The organism is Actinomycetospora chibensis (assembly GCF_028737215.1).
Lineage (GTDB): Bacteria > Actinomycetota > Actinomycetes > Mycobacteriales > Pseudonocardiaceae > Actinomycetospora > Actinomycetospora chibensis.
The window spans coordinates 15,957-38,336 of record NZ_JAQZAM010000015.1; the positions used below are offsets into that span (position 1 = coordinate 15,957).

General features: G+C 74.0%; 22 protein-coding genes. 7 read left to right on the forward strand and 15 right to left on the reverse strand.

What is annotated here, in order from left to right; translation table 11 throughout:
- Positions 1 to 4: 4 nt before the first annotated feature.
- The 3 genes from PH189_RS22090 to PH189_RS22100 all read right to left on the reverse strand — a co-directional run bounded on the left by PH189_RS22090 (position 5) and on the right by PH189_RS22100 (position 3,054).
- Positions 5 to 895: an alpha/beta fold hydrolase gene (locus PH189_RS22090; protein WP_274190985.1), complete on the reverse strand. Its 891-nt coding sequence runs from the start codon at positions 893 to 895 to the stop codon at positions 5 to 7.
- 26 nt (positions 896 to 921) lie between these two features.
- Positions 922 to 2,136 (reverse strand): FAD-dependent monooxygenase, encoded by a 1,215-nt coding sequence (locus tag PH189_RS22095; protein WP_274190986.1) that lies wholly within the window; start codon positions 2,134 to 2,136, stop codon positions 922 to 924.
- A gap of 111 nt (positions 2,137 to 2,247) precedes the next feature.
- Positions 2,248 to 3,054: a phosphatase PAP2 family protein gene (locus tag PH189_RS22100; protein ID WP_274190987.1), complete on the reverse strand. Its 807-nt coding sequence runs from the start codon at positions 3,052 to 3,054 to the stop codon at positions 2,248 to 2,250.
- A gap of 104 nt (positions 3,055 to 3,158) precedes the next feature.
- Here PH189_RS22100 and PH189_RS22105 point away from each other — a divergent pair, with 104 nt between their 5' ends.
- On the forward strand, positions 3,159 to 4,019 hold the full coding sequence (locus PH189_RS22105; RefSeq protein ID WP_274190988.1) for a hypothetical protein: 861 nt from the start codon (positions 3,159 to 3,161) through the stop codon (positions 4,017 to 4,019).
- A gap of 54 nt (positions 4,020 to 4,073) precedes the next feature.
- On the opposite strand, the gene PH189_RS22110 is transcribed toward PH189_RS22105, so the two are convergent.
- The gene (locus tag PH189_RS22110) at positions 4,074 to 4,247 is read right to left on the reverse strand and encodes a CsbD family protein (RefSeq protein WP_274190989.1); all 174 of its coding nucleotides are present in this window, start codon (positions 4,245 to 4,247) and stop codon (positions 4,074 to 4,076) included.
- A gap of 69 nt (positions 4,248 to 4,316) precedes the next feature.
- Positions 4,317 to 6,071 (reverse strand): MFS transporter, encoded by a 1,755-nt coding sequence (locus PH189_RS22115; RefSeq protein ID WP_274190990.1) that lies wholly within the window; start codon positions 6,069 to 6,071, stop codon positions 4,317 to 4,319.
- 61 nt (positions 6,072 to 6,132) lie between these two features.
- Between PH189_RS22115 and PH189_RS22120 the strand changes: the two genes are divergently transcribed.
- Positions 6,133 to 6,504 (forward strand): VOC family protein, encoded by a 372-nt coding sequence (locus tag PH189_RS22120; RefSeq protein WP_274190991.1) that lies wholly within the window; start codon positions 6,133 to 6,135, stop codon positions 6,502 to 6,504.
- 37 nt (positions 6,505 to 6,541) lie between these two features.
- Here PH189_RS22120 and PH189_RS22125 read toward each other — a convergent pair whose 3' ends face one another.
- Both PH189_RS22125 and PH189_RS22130 read right to left on the reverse strand, forming a co-directional pair.
- Positions 6,542 to 7,435 carry an LLM class F420-dependent oxidoreductase gene (locus PH189_RS22125; RefSeq protein ID WP_274190992.1) on the reverse strand — a complete coding sequence of 298 codons (894 nt, stop codon included), beginning with the start codon at positions 7,433 to 7,435 and terminating at the stop codon, positions 6,542 to 6,544.
- A gap of 9 nt (positions 7,436 to 7,444) precedes the next feature.
- Positions 7,445 to 8,083 (reverse strand): MerR family transcriptional regulator, encoded by a 639-nt coding sequence (locus PH189_RS22130; RefSeq protein WP_274190993.1) that lies wholly within the window; start codon positions 8,081 to 8,083, stop codon positions 7,445 to 7,447.
- A 47-nt stretch (positions 8,084 to 8,130) separates the two neighbouring features.
- Between PH189_RS22130 and PH189_RS22135 the strand changes: the two genes are divergently transcribed.
- Both PH189_RS22135 and PH189_RS22140 read left to right on the forward strand, forming a co-directional pair.
- Positions 8,131 to 9,105: a hypothetical protein gene (locus tag PH189_RS22135; protein WP_274190994.1), complete on the forward strand. Its 975-nt coding sequence runs from the start codon at positions 8,131 to 8,133 to the stop codon at positions 9,103 to 9,105.
- Positions 9,102 to 9,461, forward strand: a complete 360-nt coding sequence (locus PH189_RS22140) for a DUF2834 domain-containing protein (protein WP_274190995.1) — start codon at positions 9,102 to 9,104, stop codon at positions 9,459 to 9,461. The genes PH189_RS22135 and PH189_RS22140 overlap by 4 nt, the downstream gene beginning before the upstream one ends.
- 50 nt (positions 9,462 to 9,511) lie before the next feature.
- Here PH189_RS22140 and PH189_RS22145 read toward each other — a convergent pair whose 3' ends face one another.
- From PH189_RS22145 to PH189_RS22155, 3 genes are read right to left on the reverse strand one after another with little or no spacing between them, the layout of a single operon-like run.
- On the reverse strand, positions 9,512 to 10,690 hold the full coding sequence (locus PH189_RS22145; protein WP_274190996.1) for an acyl-CoA dehydrogenase family protein: 1,179 nt from the start codon (positions 10,688 to 10,690) through the stop codon (positions 9,512 to 9,514).
- Complete coding sequence (locus tag PH189_RS22150) at positions 10,687 to 12,678, reverse strand: acetyl/propionyl/methylcrotonyl-CoA carboxylase subunit alpha (protein ID WP_274190997.1); 1,992 nt, start codon at positions 12,676 to 12,678, stop codon at positions 10,687 to 10,689. Before PH189_RS22150 ends, PH189_RS22145 begins: the two co-directional genes overlap by 4 nt.
- A 58-nt stretch (positions 12,679 to 12,736) precedes the next feature.
- Positions 12,737 to 14,281, reverse strand: coding sequence for a carboxyl transferase domain-containing protein (locus PH189_RS22155; protein WP_274191090.1), 1,545 nt, complete (start codon positions 14,279 to 14,281; stop codon positions 12,737 to 12,739).
- Between the two features lie 126 nt (positions 14,282 to 14,407).
- Here PH189_RS22155 and PH189_RS22160 point away from each other — a divergent pair, with 126 nt between their 5' ends.
- A complete protein-coding gene (locus PH189_RS22160; RefSeq protein WP_274190998.1) occupies positions 14,408 to 14,974 on the forward strand; it encodes an SACE_7040 family transcriptional regulator in 567 nt (188 codons plus the stop codon).
- Between the two features lie 58 nt (positions 14,975 to 15,032).
- Positions 15,033 to 15,410, forward strand: a complete 378-nt coding sequence (locus PH189_RS22165) for a YbjQ family protein (protein ID WP_274190999.1) — start codon at positions 15,033 to 15,035, stop codon at positions 15,408 to 15,410.
- 30 nt (positions 15,411 to 15,440) lie between these two features.
- Here the strand turns inward: PH189_RS22165 and PH189_RS22170 are convergent, their stop codons facing one another.
- From PH189_RS22170 to PH189_RS22190, 5 genes are all read right to left on the reverse strand, one after another.
- Entirely contained in the window at positions 15,441 to 15,923 is a 483-nt protein-coding gene (locus PH189_RS22170; RefSeq protein WP_274191000.1) for a hypothetical protein, read from the reverse strand.
- Between the two features lie 97 nt (positions 15,924 to 16,020).
- The gene (locus PH189_RS22175; RefSeq protein WP_274191001.1) at positions 16,021 to 18,006 is read right to left on the reverse strand and encodes a S9 family peptidase; all 1,986 of its coding nucleotides are present in this window, start codon (positions 18,004 to 18,006) and stop codon (positions 16,021 to 16,023) included.
- Between the two features lie 85 nt (positions 18,007 to 18,091).
- The gene (locus PH189_RS22180; protein WP_274191002.1) at positions 18,092 to 19,636 is read right to left on the reverse strand and encodes an acyl--CoA ligase family protein; all 1,545 of its coding nucleotides are present in this window, start codon (positions 19,634 to 19,636) and stop codon (positions 18,092 to 18,094) included.
- A gap of 9 nt (positions 19,637 to 19,645) precedes the next feature.
- The gene (gdhA, locus tag PH189_RS22185) at positions 19,646 to 20,995 is read right to left on the reverse strand and encodes an NADP-specific glutamate dehydrogenase (RefSeq protein ID WP_274191003.1); all 1,350 of its coding nucleotides are present in this window, start codon (positions 20,993 to 20,995) and stop codon (positions 19,646 to 19,648) included.
- Positions 20,996 to 21,053: 58 nt separating this feature from the next.
- Positions 21,054 to 21,902, reverse strand: a complete 849-nt coding sequence (locus tag PH189_RS22190; RefSeq protein ID WP_274191004.1) for an Fpg/Nei family DNA glycosylase — start codon at positions 21,900 to 21,902, stop codon at positions 21,054 to 21,056.
- 40 nt (positions 21,903 to 21,942) lie between these two features.
- On the opposite strand from PH189_RS22190, the gene PH189_RS22195 reads away from it, so the two are divergent.
- The gene (locus PH189_RS22195) at positions 21,943 to 22,374 is read left to right on the forward strand and encodes a nucleoside deaminase (protein WP_274191091.1); all 432 of its coding nucleotides are present in this window, start codon (positions 21,943 to 21,945) and stop codon (positions 22,372 to 22,374) included.
- Positions 22,375 to 22,380: the final 6 nt, after the last annotated feature.

Below are 22,380 nucleotides of genomic sequence, written 5' to 3' on the forward strand. Positions count from 1 at the left end.
GTCCTCATCCTGCCTGCGCGAGGAAGCCCCGCAACTCCTCCAGGACATCCGCGGGCCGTTCCTCGGGCACGAAGTGCCCGCAGCGCTCGATCGCCCGGCCGCGCACGTCGTCGGCGTACTCGCGCCACATGTCGAGCAGCGGCAGCGTCGTGCCCATGACCCCGTCGGCGCCCCACAGCGCGAGCAGCGGCTGGGTCACCCGCCGGCCCGCGGCGTGGTCCTGGTCGTCGTGCGCGGAGTCGACGGGATGGGCGCGGTAGTCGTCGAAGCCGCAGCGCAGCGCCCCGGGCTGGGAGAACGCGCGGACGTACTCCGCGATCGCGGACGGCTCGAGGCCGTCGCGCGCGTAGGTCCACTTCTCGAGGAAGTAGCGCAGGTAGCCCTCGACGTCGGCGCCGGCCATCCGCTCGGGCAGGTCGGGCTGCAGGTGGAAGAGCCAGTGCCAGTACTTCGCGCCCAGGTCGCCGTCCATGCGCTGCCACGTCGCGCGGCTCGGGGCGATGTCGAGGACGGCGAGGCGGGTGACCTGCTCGGGCCGGTCGAGCGCCCAGCGGTGCGCGATGCGCCCGCCGCGGTCGTGCCCGACGACGGCGACCCGCTCGTGGCCGAGGTGCTCGACGAGCAGGGAGATGTCGCGCGCCATCGTGCGCTTGTCGAAGCCGCCCGTGGGCTTGTCGCTGGCTCCGTAGCCGCGCAGGTCGGGGACGATCACGGTGTGGTCGGCGGCCAGCGGGCCGGCGACGTGGCGCCAGCAGTGGCCGGTCTGCGGCCAGCCGTGCAGCAGCACCACGGGCGGGCCGCCGCCCCCGACGCGGTAGTGCAGGCGCAACCCGTCGAGGGCGACGGTGTCGGGGGTGAGGACGGCGTCGGTGGAGCTCTCGGTGGGGGTGGTCACGCCGCCGCATCCTCCCGTGCCGCACCTCACCCGGCCATCGGACCGCCCGGCCACCGGCCGTCGGAGGGCCCCGGGCGACCGGCAGGCCCGCCCGTGACCGGACCCCACCCGGCGGCGTCGACGACGGCCGCCGTGGCGTCGACGGCGTCGCCGCGCCAGAGCCGGTCGCGCATGCGGCGCACCAGGCCCTCGGCGTGACAGAGGGCGGCGAAGTCGTGGGCCCGGACGGCGGTGGCCGCGCGGGGGTTCGCGCGCACGTGGGCGTACTCGTCGAGTGCGGGCACGATCCGCCCATCCGCGTGGTCGAAGGCCCGCCCGAGCGCCGCCGCGTCGAGGAGATCGACCGCGACGGCCTGCGCCGAGTGCGGCAGCATCGGCTGGGCCGCGGCGCCGACGGCGGTCATCCGGTGGCGCGCGCCCCGCTGCAGCGGCATGTGGTGGCGCAGCACGCGCGGCGGGCGCGTCCCGACGGCCTCGCCGGCCGCCGCTCGGACGTCCGGCGCCGTCGCCGCCATGAGCCGGTGGACGACGGCAGTGACGCCGTCGCGGTGCATCTCGTCGAGGGCGTCCACGCGCACCGTCACCGACACCGTTCCCGCACCGCCCGGCACCTCGGCGTGCGTGACGTGCAGCGACGGGGAGGACCACAGCCGCAGCACGCCGTCCGGCGGAGCCGGCCCGGGCGCGCGGTGCAGCAGGTAGGGCGCGGAGACGGCATGACCGCCGCCCAGGTGCCCCCGCAGCCGGCTACCGGGGCCGTCGGCACCCACCACGGCCTCGGCGCGGTAGCTCCCGCCGGTGTCGTCGATGACGAGCACGGCGTCGCCGAGGTCCTCCACCGAGGCCGCGGTGCGCCCGTACTCGACGGTCACCATCTCGTCGGCCGCGCACGCCGCGACGAGCAGGGCACGGAGCACGGCGTGCGGGACGAGGACGTAGGGGCGGCCGAACCGCGTGCGGACGGTTCCGCCGAGATCGGCGACCCGCAGCAGCGCGCCGGTCCCGGCGTCGGCGTGCGTGAGCCGGACGGGCTCCCAGGCCTGGGCGCACGCGGCGTCGGCGAGGCCGAGGACCGCCAGCTCCCGCAGCGCGTGCGGCGGCAGCACGGCGACGTCCGGGTCGCCGTCCACGGGGGGGTCGCGCTCGAGGACGTGCACGGGGAAGCCCTGGTGGGCGAGGAAGAGCGCCGTGGCGAGGCCGGAGATGCGTGCGCCCAGCACGAGCAGCGGCACGGCAACCACGGCTCACCTCGTTCACCCGGGCGGACGAGACAAGGGTAGGCAGCGCGCCTCGGACGGAGCAATCGGGCGCCTCTTCGTGATCAGGGGGGCCGATCACCACTCGCTCGAGCGTCAGTCCTTCGGGGAATCCGTCACAGGGTCACGGAGCCACGGGTTCGGGGCCGGGCTGTCGTCCAGCCGGTCCCGGGCATCGAGCACCCGGGCCAGGGTGATGCACGTCGTGGCCAGCGCGGCGCCGAGGAGCCAGCCGGCGACCACGTCGGTGGTCCAGTGGACGCCGAGGTAGACGCGGCTGGCGCCGATCAGCAGCGCGCCGAGGACCGCGAGCACGACCACCACCGCGCGCACGAGGGCGGCGCGCGGCGTGCCGACGGTCAGGGCGATCACCGCGGCCGCCGTGAGCCCCAGCCCGAGGGCGCTCATCAGGGCGTGGCCCGAGGGCAGGGACGCCGTCGTCTCCGGTGCGAGGCGGAGGTACTCGGGTGGGCGCGGGCGCTCGACCGCGAGCTTGACCAGCCGGATCGTCACGGAGCCCGCGACGACGCCCAGCACCCAGATCAGCGCGGTGCGCCGATGGCCGCGCCCGAAGAGCACCACGGCCGAGAGGACGGCGAGCCCGCCCGTGCCGACGGTGCCGCCGACCAGGGAGACGACCTCGGCGGCGGTGGTCAGCCCGGGCGTGCGGTACTCGACGACCCAGCCCAGCACCGGTGAGTCCGCCGCGGCCAGGGCCTCGTCGGTGGCGACCAGGGCGAACGGGACGCCCGCAAGGGCGACCAGGACACCGACGATCGAGGTGTCGCGCACCGCACCGGGGACGGCGGAGAGGGCACCGCCCGCGAGGCGGTCCGCGAGGGCGGCCAGCACGATGAGCAGTCCGAGGACCAGTAGCGACACGGCGGTGGCGTCGAGAGCCACGGATGCTCCTCCTGAGGGGATCGGGCCCGGATCCGCTCGATCGACGATCGGACGCGCCGGTTCGGCGCCGGGGTGGGGCGATCATCCCAAGGCAGACTGGGAGTGTGCTCCTCCTGGGCCTGCTCTTCGCGCTCGCGTCGGCAGGAGCCAACGCCGGCGCGGCGCTCCTGGAGGCGAGCGCCACCCGCCGGGCGACCCGGGCCGCGACGGTGGTGCTGCACCCGATGTACCTCGCGGGGCTCGCCCTCGACATCGGCGGCTGGGTGCTCACGGTGCTCGCCCTGCGCTACATGCCGATCGTGGCCGTACAGGCGATCGTCGCGGGCCAGGTCGGCATCACGGTGATCGCGTCGCATTGGGTGTTCGACACCCCGTTGCGGCGCCTCGACCTCGCGGCGGCGGGGGCGAACGTCCTGGGCCTCGCGCTGCTGGTGGCGAGCGCGAGCGTCGACGACGAGCGCGTCCCTCCCACGACGGCGGGCATCGTCGCGCTCGTGGTCGTCTTCGTCGTCCTGCTGGGGGTGTCGGTACCGATCGCGATCCACAGCCGGAGTGCGATGCTCGTGTCGTTCCTCGCCGGGCTCGCGTTCGGCGGCACCGCCGTGGCGGTCCGGATGATCGACCTCGACGGGTCCCTCGGCGAGATGGCCCGCCAGGCGGTGGCCGATCCGGTGATCTGGGCCCTGCTCGGCTTCGCGGTGCTGGGGCTCGCGCTCTACACGGTGGCGCTCGGTCGGGGGTCGGTCGGCCCGGTGGTGGCGGTGCTGGCGGTGACCGAGACGCTGGCGCCGGGCCTGCTCGGCCTCGTGGCGCTGGGCGATTCCGTGCGGCCGGGCTGGACGCCGGCCTTCGTCCTGGGACTGGTGCTCGCGCTCGGTGGCGTCGTGGTGCTGGCGCGCTCGCCGGCGCAGGCGTCCCTGTCGGGTGACGACGGCGCGGCGCCGCCGCCCCTCAAGCGACTGTGACGAACCGACGGCGGGGCCGCCCCGTCCGGGCCGCCCCGCCGTCGGTGCTCGGTGTCAGTCGCGGAAGGCGTCCTTGACCTTCTCGCCCGCGTTCTTGAGGCTGCCGGCGGTCTGGTCCTTCTTGCCCTCGGCCTCGAGGCGCTCGTTGCCGACCGCCTTGCCGACGCCTTCCTTGACCTTGCCCTTGAGTTCCTGGGCCTTGTTGTCGACCTTGTCTTCCTGCGCCATGAGAGCCTCCTCACCACGCGCCGCCTCCGGCGCGCTGGACGGACGGATAGGTACCCCCGGACGGACGACTCAATCCGGGGCCGACGACCGAGCGCCCAGCGCGACGTCGCGGACGACCTCGCCGGACGCCGGGACGGCGACCCAGCCCACCTCGGGCGGATGACCGTCGGCCCGGGCGACCAGCTGGAACGTGCCCGCCTCGTGCGGCTCGAGGTGGAACGCGCCGTCCTCGTCCACCGCGGCGACGGCCACCTCGTGGCCGTCGGCGCCCACGAGCGTCACCGTCGCGCCCTCGAGCCCGTCCCCCAGCCGGTCGGTCACCCGGCCCCGCAGGGTCGACCCGTCGACCGCGACGGGGTGGTGCGGGACGGGGGTGGGGACCTCCTCCGGCGCGGCGGCGGCAGCGGCGGCGCGACGACGACGCCGGTCGAGGGCGAGGTCGGCGAGCCCGAGCACCAGCGCGAGGACGACGAACGCGACGGCGCCGATCAGGCCCTGGCTGATGGCCAGCGACCAGTCGCCGCCCGTCGCGGCGAGCTGGCCGAAGAACACCGCCCCGACCGCGGAGATGCCGATCGCCGAGCCGACGCGCTGCCCGGTCTGCAGGACGCCGGCCGCCGTGCCGCCCTCCCGCGGCGGCACCTCCTCGAGCGCGAGGGTCTGGTTCGGCGCGATGACGAAGCCGCTGCCGATGCCGGCGAGCAGGAGCGGCCCGGCGATCGCCCAGCCGACCTGCTGGGGATCGAGCCGCAGGACGACGTCGACGGCGACCAGCCCGACGGCGACCGCGAGGAGGCCGAGGACGACCAGGGACTTGCCCAGCCGCGACACCAGGCGGCCGCCGATCGCCGACGTCACGGCGGAGCCCAGCGCGAACGGCGTCAGCGCCAGTCCCGCCTCGAGCGGGGTGTAGCCGCGGCCGTTCTGCAGGAAGAGGGTGACGACGAAGAAGATCGCGGTGAAGCCGGCGAAGTAGAGCAGTCCCAGCGACGTGCCGAGCGCGTAGCTGCGGGTGCGCAGGAGGCCGAAGTTCACCAGCGGGTGCCCGTGCGTGCGGCGGGCCCGGCGCTCCCACGCGATGAACGCCAGCAGCAGGACGAGGGCGACGCCCAGCAGCCACCACGGCGCGCCCGCCGTGTCCTGCTCGGAGAGCACGAGCGGGGTCATGAGCGCCACGACCGCGCCGCCGAGCAGGACGGCCCCGACGAGGTCGAGCGGCCGGCGTTCCGTCGCCGCGGGTGCGTCCCTCGGGAGCAGGCGGACGCCGAGGACCAGGGCCGCGACGCCGATCGGGACGTTGACGTAGAACACCCAGCGCCAGCCGTCGGCCTCGCCGCCCCACTGCAGCAGCAGACCGCCGAGCAGCGGGCCGATCGCGGTGGAGATGCCGATCGCGGCGCCGAACAGCCCGAACGCCCGCCCGCGCTCGCGGCCGGCGAACAGCTGCTGGATGAAGCCGATGACCTGGGGGTTGAGCATCCCGCCGGCCGCGCCCTGGAGCAGGCGGGCGGCGACGAGCGTCTCCGCGTTCGGCGCGAGCCCGGCCGCGGCGCTCGTCAGCGTGAACAGCGCCAGCGCGAGCAGGAACATCTTCTTGCGGCCGCGGTCGTCGCCCAGGCGCCCCGAGGCGACGAGCACCAGCCCGAAGGTCAGGGCGTAGCCCGAGACGACCCAGGACAGCTCCGCCGACGACGCGCCGACCCCCCGCTGCATCGCGGGGAGGGCGACGTTGACGATGCTGACGTCCAGCAGCGTCATGAACCCGGCGATCAGGCACACGGCCAGGGCGCGCCAGCGCCTCGGGTCGGGCTCGGGAGAACTCACTTCGCTGAGGTTCCCGCCGGTCACCGGGCCAATCGTGACACGAGACGGAGGGAGAACGACCGTGGAGATCCTCTCGAGCCGCATCCTCGTGCGTCCGCGCGACTGGGAGCTCTCCCGGACGTTCTACGCCGAGACCCTCGGCCTCGCCGTGGCCCGCGAGTTCCCCGGCGGCGTCGTGTTCTTCCTGGGCACCGGGTACCTGGAGCTCTCGAAGGCGGGCGCGGTCGCGATCGGGGACGACGCGCTGTGGCTGCAGGTGCGCTCGCTGCCGGACGCGGTCGCCGAACTCCGGGGGCGGGGCGTGACGATCACCCGCGAGCCGGTCCGCGAGCCGTGGGGGCTCGACGAGTGCTGGATCGCCGACCCCGACGGCCGCGCGATCGTCCTCGTCGAGATCCCGCCCGGCCACCCGATCCGGACGGACCTGCGCTGACGTGAGTGATGTTCGGGGCTATAGCCCCGAACATCACTCACAGCCCGAGGGCGCCCGCCAGCTCGCGCAGGGCCGGGCGGGGGTCCGACATGGGCTTGTCCCCCAGGGCCTGGACCAGCACGTGGTCCGCGCCGGCGTCGAGGTGCGCGGTCACGGACGCCGCGACGGTCTCGAGGTCGCCCATGCCCACCAGGGCCCGCGCGAGGCGGTCCGAGCCGCCCCGGACCAGGTCGGACTCCTCGAAGCCCTGGCGCAGCCAGGAGTTCCGGTAGTTCGGCAGGCCCGAGTACACCTCGAGGTGCGCGTGGGCGCGGCGCATCGCGTCCTCGGCGTCGTCGCCCACCGCGACGGCCTGCTCGGTGACGACCCACTTGTCCGGCCCCAGGGCCTCGCGGGTCACGCGGCTCTGCTCGGGGAGGACGAGGTAGGGGTGCACGCCGTCGGTCTCGGCGCCCGCGAGCTCGATCATCTTCGGGCCGAGGGCGGCGACGAGACGGGCGGGACGGCCCACGCCGGGCTCGATCTGCTCGGGGACCGCGGCCATGCGCGCGAGGTAGTCGCGCATCGTGGCCAGTGGCTTGGAGTACGTGCCGCCGCGGCCGCGCTCGACCAGCGGCGCGTGGCTCACCCCGAGCCCGAGGACGAACCGCCCCGGGTGCAGCGCGGTCAGCGTGCGCGCCCCGGACTCGGCGGCGATCGGGTCGCGGGCGTGGATGTTGGCGATGCCGGTGCCGACGACGAGGCGCTCGGTGGCAGCGAGGAACGCGCCCGCCTGGGTCAGCGTCTCCTTGCCGTAGGCCTCGCCGTAGAACAGCGAGCCGTAGCCCAACGCCTCGATGTCGCGGGCTGCCTGCTGCGCGTCCGGCATCGACCAGGTGTCGCTGGTCCACCAGACGCCGATGCGGGACGGGAAGTCGATCTGTGCGGCCACGCCCGGACGTTAGCGCTCCCCGCTTGGGCCCACCCGCCGGGCCGACGCCGACTCCTGGGCCATCCCGCGCAGCGCGGCGATGAGCGCACCCCCGAGGACGATGCCGACGACGACCCGCTCGACCGAGCCCTCCCGCTCGTCCCGGTCGACCACCGCCGCGACCTCCCGGTCGCCGACGGCCTCCATTGCCTCGGCGTAGACGTCGAGCAGCCCGACGACCTGGTCGCCACCCAGCCGGTCGAGGGTCGCGAGGACGTCGACCGCGGCGCGCCGGCCCGCGTTGTTCTCGCTCACCCGCCAGCCGCGGCGGGCGACGAGGTCCGCGACGACCTTCTCCGCCCGCACCGAGGCGTCGTCCTCGACGGGCTGCACGCTCGCCATCACCGCGTCCTGCGCGGTCCCGAGCGCGACGTGCAGGTCGACCTGCTCGTCGTCGACCGTGGCGAGCACGTCCCGGGCGCCCGCGACCGTGAGCCCACCGACGTCGAGGAGCGCGCGCACCAGGCGCAGGCGGCGCAGGTGCTCCTCGTCGTAGTGCGCCTGGTTCGGGCTCGTGAGCTCGCCGGGCGGCAGCAGCCCCTCGCGCAGGTAGTACTTGATCGACGCGACGCTCACGCCCGACCGGCGGCTCAGTTCCGCGACCCGCATCCCGCTCCCCTCTGGACGTCAGACTCGGATAGTTCTACTCTCCGTTCATGGACAGTGCCACTATCCGATCACTCGCCCGGGAGTCCCGCTCCCTGGCCGTGTTCACCGTCGCCATGGCCGTGCTCGCGGCTGTGTGCCTGGCGGCGCTCGCGCTCGACCCCCGCCTCCTCGGTGGTCAGCCGATCTGGGCCAAGCCCCTGAAGTTCTCGATCAGCTTCGTGCTCTACGGCGCGACGCTGGTGTGGATGATCTCGCTGGTCGCCTCGCCGTCGGCACGGCGGTGGGCCCGCCGCGCCGGCGCCGTCGTCGCCACCGCGGGCACGATCGAGATGATCGCCATCGTCGGGCAGGTGGTCCGCGGGCGCGCCAGCCACTTCAACGTCGCCACGGCGTTCGACACGGCCGTGTGGGCGGTGATGGGGACGACCATCGTCGTGCTCTGGGTCGCCACCGCCGGGCTCGGCGTCCTGCTGCTGCGCGAACGGACGTTGCCCGTCGACATCGCCCGGGCGGTGCGCCTCGGGCTCGCGGTCACGCTGCTCGGGATGGCCACGGCGTTCTCCATGACGAGCCCGACGGGCGCGCAGATCGCGGCGGCGAGCACGACCGGATCGATGCCGACGGCCGGGGCGCACGCGGTCGGGGTGCCCGACGGGGGCGCGGCCCTGCCGCTGGTCGGCTGGAGCACGACCGGTGGTGACCTGCGGATCGGCCACTTCGTGGGCCTGCACGCCCTGCAGGGCCTGCCGTTGCTCGTCCTCGCGCTGCTCGCCCTCGCGCCGCACGTGCCGGTGCTGCGCGACGTGGCGGTCCGGGCGCGGCTCGTCGGCATCGCCGGCGGGTTCTGGGCCGCGCTGACGCTGCTCCTGGTCTGGCAGGCCCTGCGCGGCCAGTCGATCATCGCCCCGGACGGCCTCACGATCGCCGTCGGCGCGTCGCTGGTCGTCGTCACGGCCCTGGCCACCGCCGCCGTCCTGCGCCCCCGCACCACCCCGACGACCGTCCTGGAGACCCAGCGATGAGCACACCGACCACCGTCGCCCCCGCCCGCACCGGCCACCCCGCCCTCGTCGCGGTCTACCTCGTCCTGTCGCTCGTCGGCCTGGTCGGGACGTGGTGGTTCAACCTGAGCTTCTTCGCCACGGGCGGCACCGACTACCTCGGGGGCTGGTTCGCCAACGCCGCGAGCTCCTCGGCGGCCGTCGACATCATCGTCATGGCGGTCGCGGCCTGCATCGTGATGGTCGTCGAGGGCCGTCGGCTCGGCTTCCGCCCGCTGGGCATCGTGCTGCTCGTGGTGCTCAGCTTCGTGATCGCCGTGGCGTTCACGTTCCCGCTGTTCCTGGCCCTGCGGGAGAGGCGCCTCCGGCGCACGTGAGTGATCTGGGTCGTCCTGGCGACCCGGATCACTCACGTGGCCTCCGGCCATCAGAGCCCGAGGTGACGGGCGATGAGGATCTTCTGGACCTCGCTCGTGCCCTCGCCGATCTCCAGGATCTTCGAGTCGCGGTAGTGGCGGGCCACCGGGTACTCGTTCATGAAGCCGTAGCCGCCGAAGATCTGGGTGGCGTCGCGGGCGTTGTCCATCGCCGCGTTGGAGCTCACGAGCTTCGCGATCGCGGCCTCCTTCTTGAACGGCACCCCGGCGGACATCTTCGCGGCAGCGTCCTGCCAGGCGAGGCGGGCGCAGACGGTGCGCGACTCCATCTCGGCGATCTTGAACTGGATGCCCTGGTAGGTCCCGATCGCGGCGCCGAAGGCCTCGCGCTCGCGGGCGTAGCGCAGCGACTCGTCGACGCAGCCCTGGGCGGCGCCGGTGGACAGCGCGGCGATCGCCACCCTGCCCTCGTCGAGGATCGACAGGAACTGCGCGTAGCCCCGCCCCCGGGTCCCGACCAGGTTCTCCTCGGGCACGCGGCAGTCGTCGAAGACGAGCTCGTGGGTGTCGGAGGCGTTCCAGCCGACCTTCGAGTACGACGGGGCGACGGTGAAGCCGTCGGTCCCCGACGGCACGAGGATCGCCGAGATCTCCTTCTTCCCGTCCTCACCGCCGTTTCCTGCCCCGTCGCTCCGCTCGCCCCGCCCGGTGACGGCCGTGACCGTGACCAGCGAGGTGATGTCGGTGCCCGAGTTCGTGATGAACGCCTTGGTCCCGTTGATCACCCACTCGCCGCCGTCGAGCTTCGCGGTGGTGCGGGTGGCCCCGGCGTCCGAGCCACCGCCGGCCTCGGTGAGGCCGAACCCGCCGAGCGTCCGGCCCGCCGCGAGATCGGGCAGCCAGCGCTGCTTCTGCTCGTCGGAGCCGAACCGCAGCAGCGGCATGATCCCCAGCGACACCCCGGCCTCGAGCGTGATGGCGACCGACTGGTCGATCCGGCCCAGCTCCTCGAGCGCGACGCACAGGGCGACGTAGTCGCCGCCCATGCCGCCGTACTCCTCGCCGACGGGCAGGCCGAACAGGCCCATCTCACCCATCTTCGCGACCAGCGCGTACGGGAACTTCTCCTTGATGTAGAAGTCCCCGATGACCGGCGCGACCTCCTTCTGCGCGAAGTCCTCGACGGTCGCGCGCAGGGCCTCGTGCTCCTCGGACAACTGCATGATCATTCTCCTGATTCGGGCACGACGGTGACGAGCGGCGCGTCCAGGGCGACCGCCGCGCCGGCCTTCGCGGCCAGGTCCTTGACCACCCCGTCCACCGGGGCGGAGATCACGTGCTCCATCTTCATGGCCTCGACGACGACGAGGCGCTGACCGGTGGTGACGTGGTCGCCCTCGGCGACCTCGACGGCGGTCACGGTGCCGGGCATCGGCGCGGTCAGCGGACCGTCCTGTCCCCCGGCGGCGGTGCGGGCCGCCCGCAGGCGCTCCTGCTCGCGCAGGGCCCAGGCGTCGCCGTCGCGCGCGAGCCAGCGCACCCCGTCGGCGACCGCGGTGCGGTAGCCGCGGGTGGCCCCGTCGAGGGTGACGACGAGGGTGGGGCCGTGTCTCCGGGCCGCGGCTGCTCTCGTGGCTCCGTCCTCGCCGATCGTCACGCTCGCGTGGTCCGGCGGACCGGCCACGGCGACGTCGACGGGGTCGCCGCTCGCCCCCGCGGCGGGGACGAGACGCCATCGCGCCGGCGCGGGGTCGGCGCCGAGGCGCCACCCGCCGAGGCGGTCGAACGGGGCGTCGCCCGCGGGCAGGTCGAGCAGGCCGGCGAGCGCCGCGGCGGCGAGGACGTCGTCGGGGATGTCGGCGGGGGGCGGGTCGAGGCGGGCGATGAGCCCGGTGTCGAGACGCCCGGCGCGGACGTCCTCGTGGTTGAGCAGCGTGCGCAGCCAGGCGAGGTTGGTGCGCACGCCGAGCACGGTGGTGGCGGCGAGCGCGGCGTCGAGGCGGTCGAGGGCGGCGGCACGGTCCGGGCCGCTGGCGATGATCTTGGCGAGCATCGGGTCGTACCGGGACCCGACCTCGGTGCCGATCTCCACCCCGGCGTCGACGCGGGCGTGGGGCGGCCACACCAGGTCCAGGACCGTGCCCCCGGTGGGCAGGAAGCCGCGGGCGGGGTCCTCGGCGTAGAGGCGGACCTCGACGGCGTGGCCCTCGAGCGTCACGTCGTCCTGGCCGTAGCCCAGCGGCTCTCCGGCGGCGACGCGCAGCTGCTCGGCGACGAGGTCGAGCCCCGCGCCGCGCACCCGGACGACCTCCTCGGTGACGGGGTGCTCGACCTGCAGGCGGGTGTTCATCTCGAGGAAGAAGAACTCGCTGGCGTCGGAGTTCGTCACGAACTCGACCGTGCCGGCGCCGACGTACCCGCAGGCCCGGGCGGCCTCGACGGCGGCCTTCCCCATCTCGTGTCGCTGCGCCTCCTCGAGGACGGCCGACGGCGCCTCCTCGACGACCTTCTGGTGGCGGCGCTGCAGGGAGCACTCGCGCTCGCCGAGGTGCACGACGCCGCCGTGCCGATCGGCCAGCACCTGGATCTCGACGTGGCGGGGGTCGGTGACGTAGCGCTCGACGAGCAGCGTGTCGTCGCCGAAGGAGCTCCTGGCCTCGCGTCTCGCGGCAGCGATCGCGCCGTCGAGCTCGTCGTCGCGCTCGACCACGTGCATGCCCTTGCCACCGCCGCCCGCGCTGGGCTTGAGCAGCACCGGGAAGCCGACCTCGCGGGCCGCGGCCGCCACGGCGGCGTCGTCGAGCCCGGTGCCGTCGGAGCCGGGCACGAGGGGCACGCCCGCAGGGCCGACGGTGGCCTTCGCACGGATCTTGTCGCCCATGGCCTCGATGGCCTCGGGCGGCGGGCCGATCCACGTCATCCCGGCCTCGCCGACCTGACGGGCGAAGCCGGCGTTCTCGGCGAGGAAGCCGTAGCCGGGGTGCACGGCGTCGGCGCCGACCGCCGCGCCGGCCGCGAGGATCGCCGCGCCGTCGAGGTAGTCGGGCACGCGGACCGCGACGTCCGCGGCGCCCACATGTGGCGCGCCGGCGTCGGGGTCGGTGTACACGGCCACCGCGCGCAGGCCCCGGGCGTGCAGGGTCCGCGTGATCCGCACGGCGATCTCGCCGCGGTTGGCGATCAGCACGCTGGTGAACACGGTGGCCTCGGTTCCCATGATCGAAGGATGAATACGGACACTCAACGTCAGCGACGGCACTTCGCTGACACTCGACCTACATCCGGAACACGCCGAAGTGCGGCGCGTCGAGGGGGGCGTTGGCGCACGCCGAGAGCGCGAGGCCCAGCACCGTCCGGGTCTCGGCCGGGTCGATGACGCCGTCGTCCCAGAGCCGGGCGGTCGAGTAGTACGGGTGACCCTGGTGCTCGTACTGCTCGCGCACCCCGTCGGCGTCGGACGACCCCACGGTGCCCAGGACCGTCGCCGCCTGCTCGGCGCCCATGACGCTGATGCGCGCGTTCGGCCACATCCACAGGAAGCGCGGCGAGTACGCCCGCCCGCTCATGGCGTAGTTGCCGGCGCCGTACGAGCCGCCGATGACGACGGTGAGCTTGGGGACGCGCGTGGTGGCGACGGCCGTGACCATCTTGGCGCCGTCCTTGGCGATGCCGCCGGCCTCGTACTCGCGGCCGACCATGAAGCCGGTGATGTTCTGCAGGAACACGAGCGGGATGCCGCGCTGGTCGCACAGCTCGACGAAGTGCGCACCCTTGAGAGCCGACTCCCGGAAGAGCACGCCGTTGTTGGCGACGATGCCGACCGGGTGCCCGTGCAGCCGCGCGAACCCCGTCACGAGCGTCGTGCCGTACTCGGGCTTGAACTCGGTGAACACGCTCCCGTCCACCAGGCGCGTGACCACCTCGTGCACGTCGTAGGCGGTGCGCCCGTCGACCGGGACGACGTCGTAGAGCTCGCCGGGGTCGTGCTCGGGCTCGACGGTGGGGCGCCGCTCCCACGGCGGCGGCACACGCGGGCCCAGGGTGTCGACGATGTCGCGGACCATCGACAGGGCGTGCGCGTCGTCCTCGGCGAGGTGGTCGACGACGCCGGAGGTGCGCGCGTGCAGGTCGCCGCCACCGAGCTCCTCGGCGGTGACCTCCTCACCCGTCGCCGCCTTCACCAGCGGCGGGCCGCCCAGGAAGATCGTGCCCTGGTTGCGGACGATCACGGCCTCGTCGCTCATCGCCGGGACGTAGGCCCCGCCCGCGGTGCACGAGCCGAGCACCGCGGCGATCTGCGGGATGCCGAGCCCGGACATCGTCGCCTGGTTGTAGAAGATCCGGCCGAAGTGCTCGCGGTCGGGGAAGACCTCGTCCTGCTGCGGCAGGAACGCCCCGCCCGAGTCGACGAGGTAGATGCAGGGCAGGCGGTTGTGCAGCGCCACCTCCTGCGCGCGCAGGTGCTTCTTCACCGTCATCGGGTAGTAGGTGCCGCCCTTGACGGTGGCGTCGTTGGCGACGACGACGCACTCGCGCCCCGCGATCCGCCCGACGCCGGTGATGATCCCCGCCCCCGGCGCCGCATCGCCGTACATCCCGGTGGCCGCCAGCGGCGAGAGCTCCAGGAACGGGCTCGACGGATCCAGCAGGGCGTCCACCCGCTCGCGCGGCAGCAGCTTGCCCCGCTCCACGTGCCGGACACGGCTGCGCTCGGGCCCGCCGAGACGCGCGACGGCCAGCCGCTCGCGCAGGTCGGCGACGAGGGCGTGGTGCCCGCCCTGTGCGCGATCTTCGGTGCTGTTGCCCCGAACTTCGCTCACGTGGTCGGTGCTCGGCGCAGCCACGGGCGACCTCCTCGTCGACGTCGACGTGCGCTCCGCACGTTAACGCTCGCTCACGTTAGTGACCGTTCACGTCCCCTGGCAAGAGGCCGTAGGGTGCCGAGCGTGCCCGTCACGACGTCACGCCGCGAGCAGATCCTCGTCGAGGCCGCCCGGCTGTTCGCGCGCCACGGGTTCCACGGCGTCTCGATCGACGGGATCGGCGCGGCGGTCGGCGTCAGCGGACCGGCGCTCTACCGGCACTTCCCGTCGAAGGAGGGCCTGCTCGCCGAGATGCTGGTGGGCATCAGCGAGCACCTGCTCGCCGGCGGCCAGGAACGCGCGGCCGAGACCACCGACCCCGTCGAACTGCTCGAGGCGCTCATCGCGTTCCACACCGACTTCGCGCTGCACCAGCCCGAGCTCATCACCGTCCAGGACCGCGACCTCGCGAACCTCCCCGACGCCGCCCGGCACCGGGTGCGCGGGCTGCAGCGCGCCTACGTCGAGGTCTGGGTGGACGCGCTGTGCCGCGCCGGGTTCGCCGCGAACGAGGAGGCCGCGCGGGTCAGGGCCCACGCCGCGTTCGGGCTGATGAACTCCACGCCGCGCAGCGCCGGGCACACGCGCCCGGACGTGGCCGCCCCGCTGCTCGTCGCCATGGCGCGCGCCGCCCTACACGCGCGCGTCTGACGGACGACCGCCCGGCGGAGGGCGCCACGCGACCGGTCGCGTCGCTACGCTCCGCCACATGAACCAGCCGCAGCAGACGGGTCAGTTCCAGGGCCAGCGGTACCCGATCCTGCTCTCGACGATGAACGACCTCCCGGGCTACGAGGTCACGCGCGTGTTCGGGGAGGTCTTCGGGCTCACCGTCCGTAGCCGGAACATGTTCTCGACCATGGGCGCCGGCTTCAAGGCGATGGCCGGCGGCGAGCTCAAGGGTCTCTCGAAGCTGCTGTCGGACTCCCGCCACGAGGCCCTCGGGCGGCTCGCGGAGGAGGCCCAGGCCCACGGCGCGAACGCCGTGCTCGCCCTGCGCTTCGACTGCAACGAGATCGCCCAGAGCGCCAGCGAGATCGCCGCCTACGGAACGGCTGTCTACGTGGTGCCGCACACCCAGCGCTGAGCCACCCGGCGCTGAGTCACCCAGCGCAAGTCACCGACGCCCGCGGGCCGCCTGCGCGTCGAGGCCCCGTGCGATGTCCTCCTCGGCCTGCACCAGCCGGTTGCGCCGCAGCGTGGCCTCCTCCAGGCGCGAGCGCACCGCGATGCGCCGCGACAGGAGCTCGCGCACGTAGTCGTACCGCTCGGCCTCGGTGGCCTCGTGGATCTGGGCGGTCAGCTTGGCGTCGAAGCGTTCGAAGACGCCGACCTGCTGGTCCGCGGCACGCCGGTCCCGGCCCGCCTGCTCGTACTGCGCCGGCGTCACCGAGCCGTGCGGCGACGGCGCGGGCCGAGCTACGGGCGCCGGCGGCATCTGCCGGGTCGGCGGGGCGACGGGCGCCGGGACACCCGGAGCGCCGGGAGGCGGGTCGTAGGGGCGGGGCGCCCCGACGCCGGTGTAGGTGGGCGGCGCGGTGTCGGCCTCCCGCTCGTCGTGTTCGCGGCCGAAGAGCCGACGCAGTCGTGAGGTCGCCATGGCGCACCCTCCTCACCCGGAGTGACGTCTTCACTGTGCACCCGACGCGCCCCTCGACGGAAGTGGACACCGCACGCGTCCGCCGGACGGACCGGACTCAGTCGAGGTTCTCGATCGGCACCGGGTCGATGTGCTCCCCGTCCGGCAGCGTGAAACCGAACAGCCGCGCGTAGAAGGCGAGCTCGGCGTCGAGCGCGCGACGGATGTTCCCGGCCTGACGGAAGCCGTGCTGCTCGCCGGCGAAGAGCAGGTAGGCGACAGGCACGCCCCCGCGGCGCAGCGCCTCGACGATCATCTCCGACTGGTTCGGCGGGACGATCGCGTCCTCGTCGCCCTGCAGCACGATGAGAGGCGTCGTGAACCGCTCGACGTGCGTGATCGGCGAGCGCTCCACGTAGACGTCGCGCGCCTCCGGGTACGGGCCGATCAGGCCGTCGAGGTAGCGCGACTCGAACTTGTGCGTCTCGAGGGCGAGGGCTTCGAGGTCGGCGACCCCGAAGTGGTCGGCACCCGCGGCGAAGGGGGTGTCGTCACGGGCCAGCGCGGCGAGCGTCGTGAACCCGCCCGCCGAGCCACCGCGGATGGCGAGACGCTTCGGGTCGACCCGTCCGGCGTCGGCGAGCGCGCCCGCCGCGGCGAGGCAGTCGGCGACGTCGACGACGCCCCAGGCGCCCCGCAGCTGCTCGCGATAGGCGCGGCCGTAGCCGCTGGAGCCGCCGTAGTCCACGTCGACGACCCCGAAGCCCCGGCTCGTCCAGTACTGCACCCCGAGATTGAGCACCGGCGCCGCCGACCCGGTCGGACCGCCGTGCAGGACGACGAGCAGCGGCGGGAGCTCGCCGTCGGGGCCCGCGTGGGCCGTGGCCGGCGGGTAGTAGAGCGCGTGGGCGTCCCGCGGGGCGCCGGCGGCGTCGGTCGAGGGGAACGTCGTCGGCTCGGGCACCGAGATCGTCGCGGGATCCAGCCCGAGGTCGCGCGGGGCCCGCAGCGTCTCGACCGACCCGTCGACGCCGATGCGGTAGACCCCCGGCTCGCTGGTCGGCGAGCCGGCGACGCAGACGACGCTCCCGGGCCCGTCGGCGCGCACCGACCGGATCGTCGTGAACGGGGTGTCCAGCTCGGTCACCGTGCCGTCGAGCTCCCGGACGGCGAGGGCGTCGAAGCCGTGGGAGGACCGCGCGACGACGACCCGCCGGTCGTCCGACGTCGCGTGGCGTGCGCCGGCCAGCTGCCAGGCCGGCAGCCCGATCTCGGCGTCCATGACGACGAGCGGGGTCACGCCGTCGTCGGGGTGCCAGCGGTAGAGGTTCCACCACCCGTCCTCCTCCCCCGTCGCTGCGCTCGCCCTGGCGCGGTCGGAGAGGAAATGCAGGGCTCCGTCGGCCTGCCACACCGGCTCGCCGACCGACTCGCCGGGCCCGCCGGCGACGACCGTCTCGGTGCCGCTCGCGAGGTCGCGCACGGTGAGCACCGTGTCGTCCCACGGCATCGAGGGGTGGTCCCAGGAGACCCAGGCGAGCCGGCCGGCGTCCGGGGACAGGCGCGGGGCGGCGACGAAGTCCGGGCCGGTGACCAGCACCTCCGGCTCGCTCGGCGCCCGCGCGTCGAGACGGACGATCTCGTTGACCACCTCGGTGGCCGGGGCGCCCTCGCGCGGGTGGTGCTCGCGCACGCAGACGAGCCACGTGCCGTCGGGCGCGACGTCACCGTCGGCGAAGCGGTCGCCCCGCGGGACCGTGGGCTCCGGGGTGAGGACGACGGGCTCCGCGTCCGGCGCGTAGCGGCGCAGGCGCTGGTCGGCCCAGTCGACGGCGAAGACCACGCCGTCGTGCAGCCACCAGGCCCCGCCGCCGTACTCGTGGACCCCCGTGCGGGCGTTGGCGTCCGCGGGCAGCAGGTCGGTCATCGTGCCGTCGGCGTCCCGGCGCACCAGCTGGATCCGCCCGCCCTCGCCGGCGCGCCCCTCGCCCCACACGACGCCGCCGCGCCCGTCGGGTCGCACGCCGTCGAGCCGCACGCCCGCGGTGACGACGAGCTCCGAGGTGATCGGTGTCGGCCAGGATCCGTAGGGCAGCGGGGTCACGCCCTCACGGTAGGCCGCCATGATCGACGGAAGAATACGGACACTGGGTGTCTGCGACGTGCCGCCGCTGACACCGGGACCGCACTCAGCCGCGGTCGCGCAGCACGTTCTTCTGGATCTTCCCCGTCGACGTCTTGGGCAGCTCGCCGAAGACGATGCGCTTCGGTGCCTTGAACCGCGCCAGGTGGGTGCGGACGTGCTCGACGAGCTCGTCGGCCTCGACCTCGGCGGACACGGTCACGTACGCGACGGGCACCTCGCCCCACCGCTCGTCCGGGACGCCGACGACCGCCGACTCGACGACCGAGGGGTGGCTGTCCAGCACGCGCTCGACCTCGACCGACGCGATGTTCTCGCCGCCCGAGATGATCACGTCCTTGCTGCGGTCGCGGATCTCGACATAGCCGTCGGGGTGGACGACACCGAGGTCCCCGGTGCGGAACCAGCCGTCCGCGTCCACCTCCGCGGTGGCCTCGGGGTCGCGGTAGTACCCGAGCATCACGTCGTTGCCGCGCAGCACGAGCTCGCCCATCGTCTCGCCGTCCGACGGGACCTCGGCGCCGGTCTGCTCGTCGAGCACGCGCAGACGCTGCGCGATGACGTTGCCGACGCCCTGGCGCGCCTTGAGCCGCGACTGCTCGTCGGCGTCGAGGTCGTCCCACTCGGGGTGCCAGTCGTTCACCGCGGCCGGACCGTAGGTCTCGGTGAGCCCGTAGAGGTGGGTGACCGACATGCCCAGCTCGTTCATGCGCGCGAGCAGCGTCGGCGTGGGCGGCGCGCCGCCCGTCGCGACGGTGACGCGCTCCGGCGCCGGCCCGTCCTTCGCCGCCTCGGCGTGGGCGATCATCGTGAGCACGGTGGGCGCCGCGCAGTAGTGCGTGACGCCCTCGGTGCGGATCAGGCGCCAGATCTCCTCGGCGTCGATCACGCGCAGGCACACGTGCAGCCCGCCCGCCGCGGTGACCGCCCAGGGGAAGCACCAGCCGTCGCAGTGGAACATCGGCAGGGTCCACAGGTAACGCGACGCCGGCTCCAGGCGCGTGTGGAACGCCATGGCCAGCGCCTGCAGGTTCGCGCCGCGGTGGTGGTACATGACGCCCTTGGGACGTCCTGTCGTGCCCGACGTGTAGTTGATCGCGAGCAGGCCGCGCTCGTCGGTGACCGGCACGACGCGCTCCGGCGAGTCGGCCACGAGCGACTCGTAGCGTTCGCCCTCCTCGACCAGCTCGACGCCCGTGCGCTCGGCCACGGCGCGGGCCTGCTCGACGAGCTCGCGGGTCGCGATCAGCAGCCGGGCGCCCGAGTGCTCGACGATGTGGACGATCTCGTCGACCGAGAGCCGGGTGTTGAGCGGGACCAGGACCGCCCCCGCGTACGGCACGCCGTGGTGGCACTCGAGCATCACGTGGCTGTTGGTGGCGAGCGCGGCCACGCGGTCCCCGGGTTCGATGCCCAGCTCGTGCAGGGCACCGGCCAGCCGCCGGGACCGTGCGCCGAACTCGGCGTAGGTGAAGCGCTGCTCGCCGTCGACGATCGCGGGGCGCGCCGCGAAGGCGTGCTCGGCGCGGTCGAGGAACGCCGTCGGGGTCAGCTCGGTGAAGCTGAACGGGGCGGGGGTGACGTGTTCCATGGCGCCGGTCTACACCACCCCGAGGCTCGTCATCGCCTCGGCGACCCGGAGGAACCCGGCGGCGTTCGCGCCGTTCTCGAGGTCCCCGGGGTCGCCGTGATAGCGGTCGGCGGCCTCGCGCACCCGGTCGTAGGCGTCGCTCATGATCGTGGAGAGCTGTGCGTCGACGTCCTCGGCGCTCCAGCGCTCGCGGCCGGCGGCCTGCTGCATCTCGAGCGCCGACACCGCGACACCGCCGGCGTTCGCGGCCTTGCCCGGGCCGAAGCCGACCCCGCCCTCGCGCAGGATCTCGCGCGCCTCCGGGGTCACCGGGCCGTTGGCGCCCTCGGCCACGGCCCAGCACCCGTGGTCGACGAGCGCGCGTGCCTCGTCGGGGCCGATCTCGTTCTGGGTCGCGCAGGGCAGCGCGACGTCGCACTCCAGCGTGAACGGCGAGCCCTGCGAGGCCGTGGCGCCCGACCGCTTCTCGGCGTAGTCGGCCACCGAGCCGCCCTGGCCCTTGATCTCGCGCAGGAGGTCGACGTCGACGCCGTCGGGCTCCGAGACCGACCCGCGCGAGTCCGAGCAGCCGACGACCGTCCCTCCCGAGTCGATCACCTTGGCCATCGCGTGGAGCGCGACGCTGCCGCTGCCGGAGACCACGACGCGGGCGCCGTCGAGGTCGCGGCCCTGGTCGTCGAGCATCCGGCGGGTGAAGTAGACGGTGCCGTAGCCGGTCGCCTCGGGCCGCAGCGCGGAGCCGCCCAGCACCGCGGGCTTGCCGGTGAACGCGCCGGGCTCGTGGTAGCCGATGAGGCGCTGGTACTGCCCGTAGATCCAGCCGATCTCGCGGGACCCGACGCCCATGTCCCCGGCGGGGACGTCCACCGCGGCCCCGGCGTGGCCCGCCATCTCGGTGGCGAACGACTGGCAGAACCGCATGAGCTCGCCCGCCGACAGCGCCTTCGGGTCGACGTCCGCGCCACCCTTCCCGCCGCCGATGTCCTGGCCGGTCAGGGCGTTCTTGAACACCTGCTCGAAGCCGAGGAACTTGACGACGTCGAGGTCGACCGACGGCGCGAACCGCGTGCCGCCCTTGTACGGGCCGAGCGCGGAGTTGAACTGGACGCGGAACCCGCGGTTGACCCGCACCCGTCCGCTGTCGTCGACCCAGGGGATCCGGAAGACGATGACCCGCTCGGGCTCGCAGAGCCGCCCGACGACGTCGGTGTACTCCGGGTGCTCGACGAGCACCGGTCCGATGCTCCGGAGCACCCCGCGGACGTCGGAGTGGAAGAACTCCTGGTGCGGGTCGCGGCGCAGGACGTCCCGCCACACCTCCCGCAGCACCGCGTTCTCGGGCTCGTCGCCGCGCGCCATCGCCGTCCCTCCGAAACGTCGTTGTTCCGGTCGGCCTGGTACCCCTGGGTGAACGGTCTCAGTCCGACTGCTCGGCCGAGCACCACCACGTCGTCCGACCACCGACGGTGCCGCGCTCCATCGGCGCACCGCACCGGGGGCACGTCGCGTCCTTCTTCCGGTAGGGGATGACCTCGCCCGTGTGGACCCCGCCGTGCGCGATCGCGGCCCGGGTGGCCTTGCGCAGCACGCGGCGCAGGTCGTCGAGCTCCTCGGTGGAGAGCTCGCCCGCCGGGCGCGACGGGCGCAGCTTCGCCTGCCAGAGCGTCTCGTCGGCCAGCAGGTTGCCGACCCCGGCGAGCACCGACTGGTCGAGCAGCTTCGCCTTGATCGCGACGATCCCCTTGCCGACGCGGGACCGGAACTCGTCGCGGGTGATCTCGGCGGCGTCCGGACCGAGGGCCTCGACGGCGGGCTCGAGGTGCACGCGCCCGAGCCGTCGCTTGTCGAAGAGCCGCAGCGCCCCGCCGTCGTCGAAGCTGATCGTGACGCGGTCCCACTCCGGTTTGTCCGGGCGCTCGCCGGGCTGCTTCGGCATCCCGCCGACGTGCGGGTCACCGCCGGCGTAGAGGCTGCCGGCGTCGCCCGACGGGCCGGTGACGAAGATCCGGCCACCCATGCCGAGGTGGATGCCGAGGTGCGGGCCCTCGTCCCCGTCGGCGGTCACGGTGTCGCACCACATCGTCTTGCCCCGGCGGTGCGCGGCGACGAGTCGGCCGCCCTTCAGCGCCTGGTCGATCTCGCCGGGATGGTGCGGACGGCAGACGTACTCGTCGGCGTCGTCCACACCCGAGATCGTGCGATCGAGGGCCTTCTCGACGACCTGGCGCGCGTTCTCGACCTCGGGGAGCTCCGGCACACGGATCATTCTGCGCTGCACACTGGGCGTCGTGCTCAGTCCCACCGCCATGCTCGCCGTCGCGCTCGAGGAGGCCCGGGCCGGTGCCGCGGAAGGAGGCGTGCCGGTCGGCGCGGCCCTGTTCGGTCCCGACGGCGACCTGCTCGGCCGCGGCCACAACCGCCGGGTCCAGGACGGCGACCCCGCCACGCACGGCGAGACCGCCGCCTTCCGGGCCGCCGGGCGCCGCCCGGACTACCGCGGCACGACGATGGTCACGACGCTCTCGCCCTGCTGGTTCTGCGCGGGGCTGATCCGCCAGTTCCGCATCCCGCGCCTGGTGGTGGGCGAGGCCGAGAACTTCGGCGGGCAGCACTCCTGGCTGTCCGATCACGGCGTCGACGTGACGGTCCTCGACGACCCGGACTGCGCCGCGCTCATGCAGCGCTTCGCCGTCGAGCACCCGGACGCGTGGCTCGAGGACATCGGCGGACCGGAGTAGGTCGCG